This is a genomic window from Piscinibacter sp. (genome assembly GCF_050175855.1).
GTDB lineage: Bacteria > Pseudomonadota > Gammaproteobacteria > Burkholderiales > Burkholderiaceae_C > Piscinibacter.
On sequence record NZ_JBFXIO010000329.1, the window covers coordinates 1 to 5,893 of the forward strand.

7 protein-coding genes are annotated in these 5,893 nt (G+C 70.8%); 1 reads left to right on the forward strand and 6 read right to left on the reverse strand.

Annotation, left to right across the window (positions count from 1 at the left end):
- The 6 genes from AB7U92_RS20415 to AB7U92_RS20440 all read right to left on the reverse strand — a co-directional run.
- A partial coding sequence (locus tag AB7U92_RS20415; protein WP_428581277.1) for a tRNA threonylcarbamoyladenosine dehydratase occupies positions 1-546 on the reverse strand: 546 nt, incomplete at its 3' end.
- A complete protein-coding gene (locus AB7U92_RS20420; protein ID WP_428581280.1) occupies positions 543-1,658 on the reverse strand; it encodes a YeeE/YedE family protein in 1,116 nt (371 codons plus the stop codon). The genes AB7U92_RS20420 and AB7U92_RS20415, both read right to left, overlap by 4 nt.
- A 53-nt stretch (positions 1,659-1,711) precedes the next feature.
- Complete coding sequence (gene ybgF, locus AB7U92_RS20425; protein WP_428581283.1) at positions 1,712-2,485, reverse strand: tol-pal system protein YbgF; 774 nt, start codon at positions 2,483-2,485, stop codon at positions 1,712-1,714.
- A gap of 25 nt (positions 2,486-2,510) precedes the next feature.
- Positions 2,511-3,053, reverse strand: a complete 543-nt coding sequence (gene pal / locus AB7U92_RS20430) for a peptidoglycan-associated lipoprotein Pal (RefSeq protein ID WP_428581286.1) — start codon at positions 3,051-3,053, stop codon at positions 2,511-2,513.
- Between the two features lie 40 nt (positions 3,054-3,093).
- The gene (gene tolB / locus AB7U92_RS20435; protein WP_428581289.1) at positions 3,094-4,371 is read right to left on the reverse strand and encodes a Tol-Pal system beta propeller repeat protein TolB; all 1,278 of its coding nucleotides are present in this window, start codon (positions 4,369-4,371) and stop codon (positions 3,094-3,096) included.
- A 32-nt stretch (positions 4,372-4,403) separates the two neighbouring features.
- A complete protein-coding gene (locus tag AB7U92_RS20440) occupies positions 4,404-5,222 on the reverse strand; it encodes a glycosyltransferase family 2 protein (protein WP_428581292.1) in 819 nt (272 codons plus the stop codon).
- A 72-nt stretch (positions 5,223-5,294) separates the two neighbouring features.
- Here AB7U92_RS20440 and AB7U92_RS20445 point away from each other — a divergent pair.
- Positions 5,295-5,893: ABC transporter transmembrane domain-containing protein (locus AB7U92_RS20445; protein WP_428581295.1), on the forward strand; the 599-nt coding region annotated here is incomplete at its 3' end.

Genomic DNA, 5,893 nt, shown 5'->3' on the forward strand with positions numbered 1-5,893 from the left:
CAGCAGCGGGTCGTGCGTGGCGGCGGCGAGGTCGTCCACTTCCACCGCCTGCGGCCGGCGCTTGCCGCCGGCCGCGCCCACCACCACCAGGGGCACGCGCGCGGCCAGCGACCAGGCCGCCATTGCCACCTTGGCGCGGAGCTGGTCGCAGGCGTCGATGACCACGTCCACCGGCTGCGGCAGCACGGCCGGCCAGTTGTCGGCCTGTGCGAACTCCTCGACCTCGTGCACGCGGCACTGCGGATGGATGTCGCCGATGCGCTCGGCCAATGCCCGCACCTTGGCCATGCCGACCGTGGCGCCAAGCGCCTGCACCTGCCGGTTGATGTTCGATTCGGCCACGTGGTCGAGGTCGACCAGGGTCAGCTCGGCCACGCCGCTGCGCGCCAGCACCTCGGCCGCCCACGAGCCCACGCCGCCGACGCCGACCACCGCGATGCGAGCGGCGCGGATGCGCGCATAGGCCACATCGCCGTACAGCCGCCGCAGGCCGCCGAAGCGCCGCTCGAGGTCGGCCTCGGCCAGCGGCGGCGCGGCCGGGCTCATGCCGATCGCTCGATCAGCCAGAACTGGTACTTCAGCCCGGCCACCGCGCCGCCGATGATCGCGGCGATGGCGACGAAGCTCGTCAGGCTCAGCGTCGACAGGCCGGACAGGCCCTGGCCGATGGTGCAGCCCATGGCGGTGACGCCGCCCACGCCCATCAGCACCGCGCCGACGAGGTGGTGCGCGGTGTCGCCGGCGTCGCGGAAGCCCTCCCAGCGGAAGCTGCGGGTGGCCAGCGCGTACAGCGCCGAGCCGACCACCACGCCCACGGTGGTGACGATGGCGATGGTCAGCACCTTGCTCTTGTCGCTGAAGAAGATCAGCCAGTCGATCGTCAGCGCCATCGGCGCGACGAAGGTGAGCGACTCCATGCCGCGCGAGTTGGTGGCGACGAACACCTCTTCCAGCGTGTTCGGGTCTTCGGCGACATGGCCGAGCCGACCCGACACCCACCACAGCGCGGCGATGATCGCGCCCAGGCCGAGGCCGCCGAGCAGGTTGTCGGCGCTGCGGCCTTCGCGCCGCATCAGCGCCCACACCAGCAGCGCGGCGCCGAGCCCGATGCCGACCACGGCAGCCAGCGTGTTCTTCGCCATGCCGGTGGCCGCGGCCAGCAGCGAGGGCAGGTCCTGGCCGCCCGGGAAGTCGACGGCCACCGCATCGACGGTGGCGACGCGCAGCACCGCCGTGATGCCGCGAAGCGTCGCGAAGGCGGCGAAACCGAGCACGAAGAACACCACCAGCGACTTGAGGTTTCCGCCGCCGATGCGCACCAGCGTCTTGCTGCCGCAGCCCGAGGCCAGCACCATGCCGAAGCCGAACATCGCGCCGCCCACCAGCGCCGACAGCCAGATGAATCGCGGCCCGGCATAGATGGTGTCGGCGGCCTCCAGCCAGCCCAGGCCCACCATGGCGTTGAAGCCGATCATGGCCACGCCCATGGCCGTGACCCACATGCGCATGCGCGACCAGTCGCCCATGGTCATGATGTCGGAAACCGCACCCATGGTGCAGAAGTGGGTGCGTTGCGCGATGGCGCCGAAGATCACGGCCAGGGCGAACGAGGCCCACAGCACGGTGCGGCCGAGCGCCGCGATGTCGATGTCCTGCATGCCGCGATTTTAAGCAGCGCCTCGGCGCTGCCCGGAATCGCGGCCCGCGCGGACTACTTCAGCGATGCCAGGCGCTCGCGGCCGGCCTGCGCCGCCTCGGACTTCGGGTAAGCCTGCACCAACTCGCCGATGGTCTTGCGCGCACCGCGGCTGTCCTTCAGCTCGATCTGGCAGTTGGCGATGGCGAGCATCGCCTCCGGCGCCTTGGGGTGGGCCGGGTTGCTCGACAGCAGCGAGCGGAACGACGCGATCGCCTCCTTGTACTGGCGCTGCCCGTACTGGGCATTGCCGAGCCAGAAGGTGGCCGAGTCGGCATAGCCACTGAGCGGGTAGCGGCGCAGGAAGGTCGACAGGCCGGCGCCGGCCGCCACGAAGTCGCCCGAGCGGATGTGGGCGAAGGCCTCGTCGTACAGGCGCTTCTCTTCCGGGTCGGCGAGGAACTGCTTGTCGTCGACCGTGACGCTGATCGGCTCGAGCTTGCGGATGCGCTCGTCGATGCCGGTCTGCACGTCCTTCGTCTTGCGCTGCAGTTCGGCGACGTCGCGCGAGAGCTGCTCGTCCTGGCCGCGCATGCGCGCCAGCTCGGCGCGCATCTGCTCGATCTGGCTGTTCAGGTCGAGCAGGCTGCGCTTGAGCTGCGAGAGCTGGTCGGCCATCTGCGCGTTCAGCTCGGCCTGCTTGGCGCGGTGGGCCTCGTTGCTCGCCTCGAGCTTCTGGCGCAGGTCGAGGATGGCCTTGCGGGCCTCGTCGTCGTCGAACAGGCCGGCCTGCGCCGGCAACGCCAGCGCGCCGGCCAGGCCGAGGATCGTGAAGGTTCGCATCAGCATGGCCGACATCGGCGTCATCTCCGGTTCAACGGTACACCAGTTCGGCGCGGCGGTTCTTCGCCCACGCCGCTTCGTCGCTGCCCTGCACCGCCGGGCGCTCCTTGCCGAAGCTCACGGCCTCCATCTGGCCGCTCTGGGCACCCAGCAGGGCCAGCGAGCGCGCCACCGCTTCCGCGCGCTTCTGGCCGAGAGCCAGGTTGTACTCGCGGCCGCCGCGCTCGTCGGTGTGGCCCTCGATCACGACCTTCTTCTTGCGATCGGCGGTCAGCACCTTGGCGTTGGCTTCCACGGTGGAGCGGAACTCGTCCTTGACGACATAGCTGTCGAAGTCGAAGAACACCACGCGCGGCAGGTTGCTCAGCGCGGTGCTGTCGGTCTTGGCCACGTCCACGGGCGTGACAGTGCTTTGCGCCGGAGCCGTGCTGCCGGCACCCGCGGTGCTGCGCGACTCGACCGGCGCGCCGGCCTTGTTCTCGTCCAGCGGCACGCTCGAGCAGCCGGCCAGCACGGCAGCGGCGAAGGCAGCCAGGGCGATCTTGGGCAGTTGGGTCTTGGACGTCGTGTTCATGAGGACTCCTCTTGTGGTGGGGGACGGTGGAACTGCGGGATCAGCGGCCATACGGGCCCCAGGTGGGCTCGCGCACGTCGGCGCTGGTGGAGACGAGACGCGCCTTGATGCGGCCGTCCAGCGTGGTGGTCATCAGCACGTCGCGGCCGCCGGCGCGCGTTGCGTAGATGATGAGCTTGCCGTTGGGCGCGAAGCTCGGGCTCTCGTCGTCGGCGGTGTCGGTCAGCGCCACCGGCTGCGCGCCGGGCGTGGCGAGGTCCAGCGTGTGCAGCCTGAAGGTGTTGCCCTGGCGCGAGATGTAGGCCAGCGTGCGGCCGTCGGGGCTGATCGCCGGGCTGATGTTGTAGCTGCCGGCGAAGGTGATGCGCTCCACGCCGCCGCCGCCCACGCTCGTGCGGTAGACCTGCGGGCCGCCGCCGCGGTCGCTGACGAAGTAGACGCGCTTGCCGTCGGGCAGCTCGAACACCGGCTCGGTGTCGATGGCCTGGCTGCTGGTGAGCCGGCGCACGTTGCCGCCGTTGCGGTCGAGCAGGAAGAGCTGCGAGCCCCCCTCGCGTGACAGCGTGGCGGCCAGCCCATTGCCGTCCGGCGACCAGGCCGGCGCGCTGTTGGTACCGCGGAAGTTGGCGATCGGCCGGCGCCTGCCGCTCATCACTTCCTGTGCGTAGATCACGGCCTTCTGGCTCTCGAAGGAGACGTAGGCGAGCTCGCGTCCGTCGGGGCTCCAGGCCGGAGAGATGATCGGCTCGGGGCTGTTCAGCGCCACCTGACCGCCCTCGCCGTCGGAGTCGGCCACGCGCAGCGTGTAGCGGCCGCCGCCGCGGGTGACGTAGGCGATGCGGGTGGAGAACACACCCTTGTCGCCGGTGAGCTTCTCGTAGATGTAGTCGGCGATGCGGTGTGCCGCCAGGCGCAGGTCGGCCGGGTCGACGGCGCTGGCCTGGCCGCCGAGCTCCGTGCCCTTGACCACGTCCCACAGCTTGAAGCGCACGTCGACGCGGCCATCGGCCAGGCGCTGCACCGAACCGGCGGCCAGCGCGTCGACGCCCTTGCCGCGCCACTCGCCCATCGCCGGGCGGGCGGTCTCGTCCATCGCCGTGCCGTTGGCGTCGACGGGGCGGAAGAAGCCGCTGCGCTCGAGGTCGGCGCGCACGATGGCCGAGACCTGCTGCGCGACCTTGTCCTCGTCGCGGAAGCGCGGGATCGCAATCGGCATCTGCGTGGCGCCCACGCCCGAGATCTCGACGCGGAACTGCGCCCAGGCGGGCAGCGCACCGCCGGCCAAGCCGGCGGCAAGGATGTTTCTTCTTGTCAGCATGGGAACAAGTGAGTCGGGCAAGGACGAAGAGTTCAACGGCCCGCCACCGCTTGCGGCGGGTAGGCCATCTTCAGGTAGCGGTAGTAGGTGCCTTCGGCGATGTAGACCGCGAGAACGAAGCCCAGCCGGCCGTCGAGGAAGCCGCGCTTGAGCACGTAGCTGCGCAGGAAGGCCCACAGGCCGTGCCCCAGCGCGCCGCCCAGGCCGCCGCGCCGGCCGGCGCGCACGCGATCGAGCGCCCGGCCGCTGGTGTAGCGGTTCATCTTGTCGAGGGCGTCGTCCAGGCTGGGCATGGTGTGGTGGAGCAGGTCTCCGTCGAGGCGGCCGACCGGGCCGTCGACCACGATGCGCTCGTGGACCAGATCTTCCGTGAAACGGCCACGGCCGCGGCGGAACAGGCGCAGCACCCGGTCGGGGTACCAGTCGCCGTGGCGCATCCACTGGCCGCAGAAACTCGACAGGCGCGAGAGCTCGTAGCCGAGTGTCGCACCGCCACGGCCGTTTTCCGCCACGAAAGCTTGACCGGTTGTATCGGTGCCCGGGCCGCCCACCACGGCGCGGATGCGCTCGGCCAGGGCCGGGCTGATGCGCTCGTCGGCGTCGAGGCTGAGCACCCAGTCGCCCGTGGCCCGCGCCAGCGCGCGGCCCTTCTGCACGCCGAAGCCTGGCCAGTCGGGCGTGACGGTGACCTCCGCCCCGAGGCGGCGGGCGATCTCCGCCGTGCCGTCGCTGCTGCCGGAATCGACCACCACGATCTCGTCGGCGAGGCCGGCCACCGAGCGCAGGCAGTCCTCGATGTTGTGCGCCTCGTTCTTGGTGATGAGGATGACGGAGAGTCGGGGCTGGGTCATGCGCGCTCACGCTGCGGAGCAACCCGGCATTGTAGGCAGGCCGCCGCGGAGGGCGGCGCATAATCGCCCGCCATGCCCGACGCCCCCCAGACGCTCGCCCGACGCCTGCGGCGGATCGCGCCGTTCTTCGCCTCGAGCCGGCGCGGGCTGGCGCTGGCGGCCATCGGCGCCATCGTCGGCGCGCTCACCGAGCCGCTGATCCCCTCGTTCATGAAGCACCTGCTGGACGCCGGCTTCCAGCAGCGCGCCCTGCCCTTGTGGCAGATCCCGCTGATCGTCGTCGGCCTGTTCGGCCTGCGCGGCTTCGCCGGCTTCATCGCCCAGTACGGTCTGGCCTGGGCGGCCAACCGGGCGATGGTCGACCTGCGCACGGCGCTGTTCGACCGGCTCATGAACGCGCAGCCCGCGCTGTTCTCGCGTCACGCCGCCAGCAACCTGATCAATACCGTCACCTTCGAGATCCAGGCCGGCGCCTACCAGCTCACCCACGCCCTGACGTCGCTGGTGCGCGACTCGCTGACGCTGGTGGCCTTGCTGGGCTATCTGCTGTGGCTGAACTGGAAGCTCACGCTGTTCGTCGGCGTGCTGTTCCCGGCGGTGGCCTGGATCATGCGCACGCTCAGCCGCCGGCTGCACCGTCTGACGGTCGAGGGGCAGAAGGCGATCGACGA

Bases quoted from the DNA above. Each gene is read 5' to 3' on its own strand.
- tolB (WP_428581289.1), bottom strand. From the start codon at position 4,371: ATGCTGACAAGAAGAAACATCCTTGCCGCCGGCTTGGCCGGCGGTGCG.
- AB7U92_RS20440 (WP_428581292.1), bottom strand. From the start codon at position 5,222: ATGACCCAGCCCCGACTCTCCGTCATCCTCATCACCAAGAACGAGGCG.
- AB7U92_RS20420 (WP_428581280.1), bottom strand. From the start codon at position 1,658: ATGCAGGACATCGACATCGCGGCGCTCGGCCGCACCGTGCTGTGGGCC.
- ybgF (WP_428581283.1), bottom strand. From the start codon at position 2,485: ATGCTGATGCGAACCTTCACGATCCTCGGCCTGGCCGGCGCGCTGGCG.
- pal (WP_428581286.1), bottom strand. From the start codon at position 3,053: ATGAACACGACGTCCAAGACCCAACTGCCCAAGATCGCCCTGGCTGCC.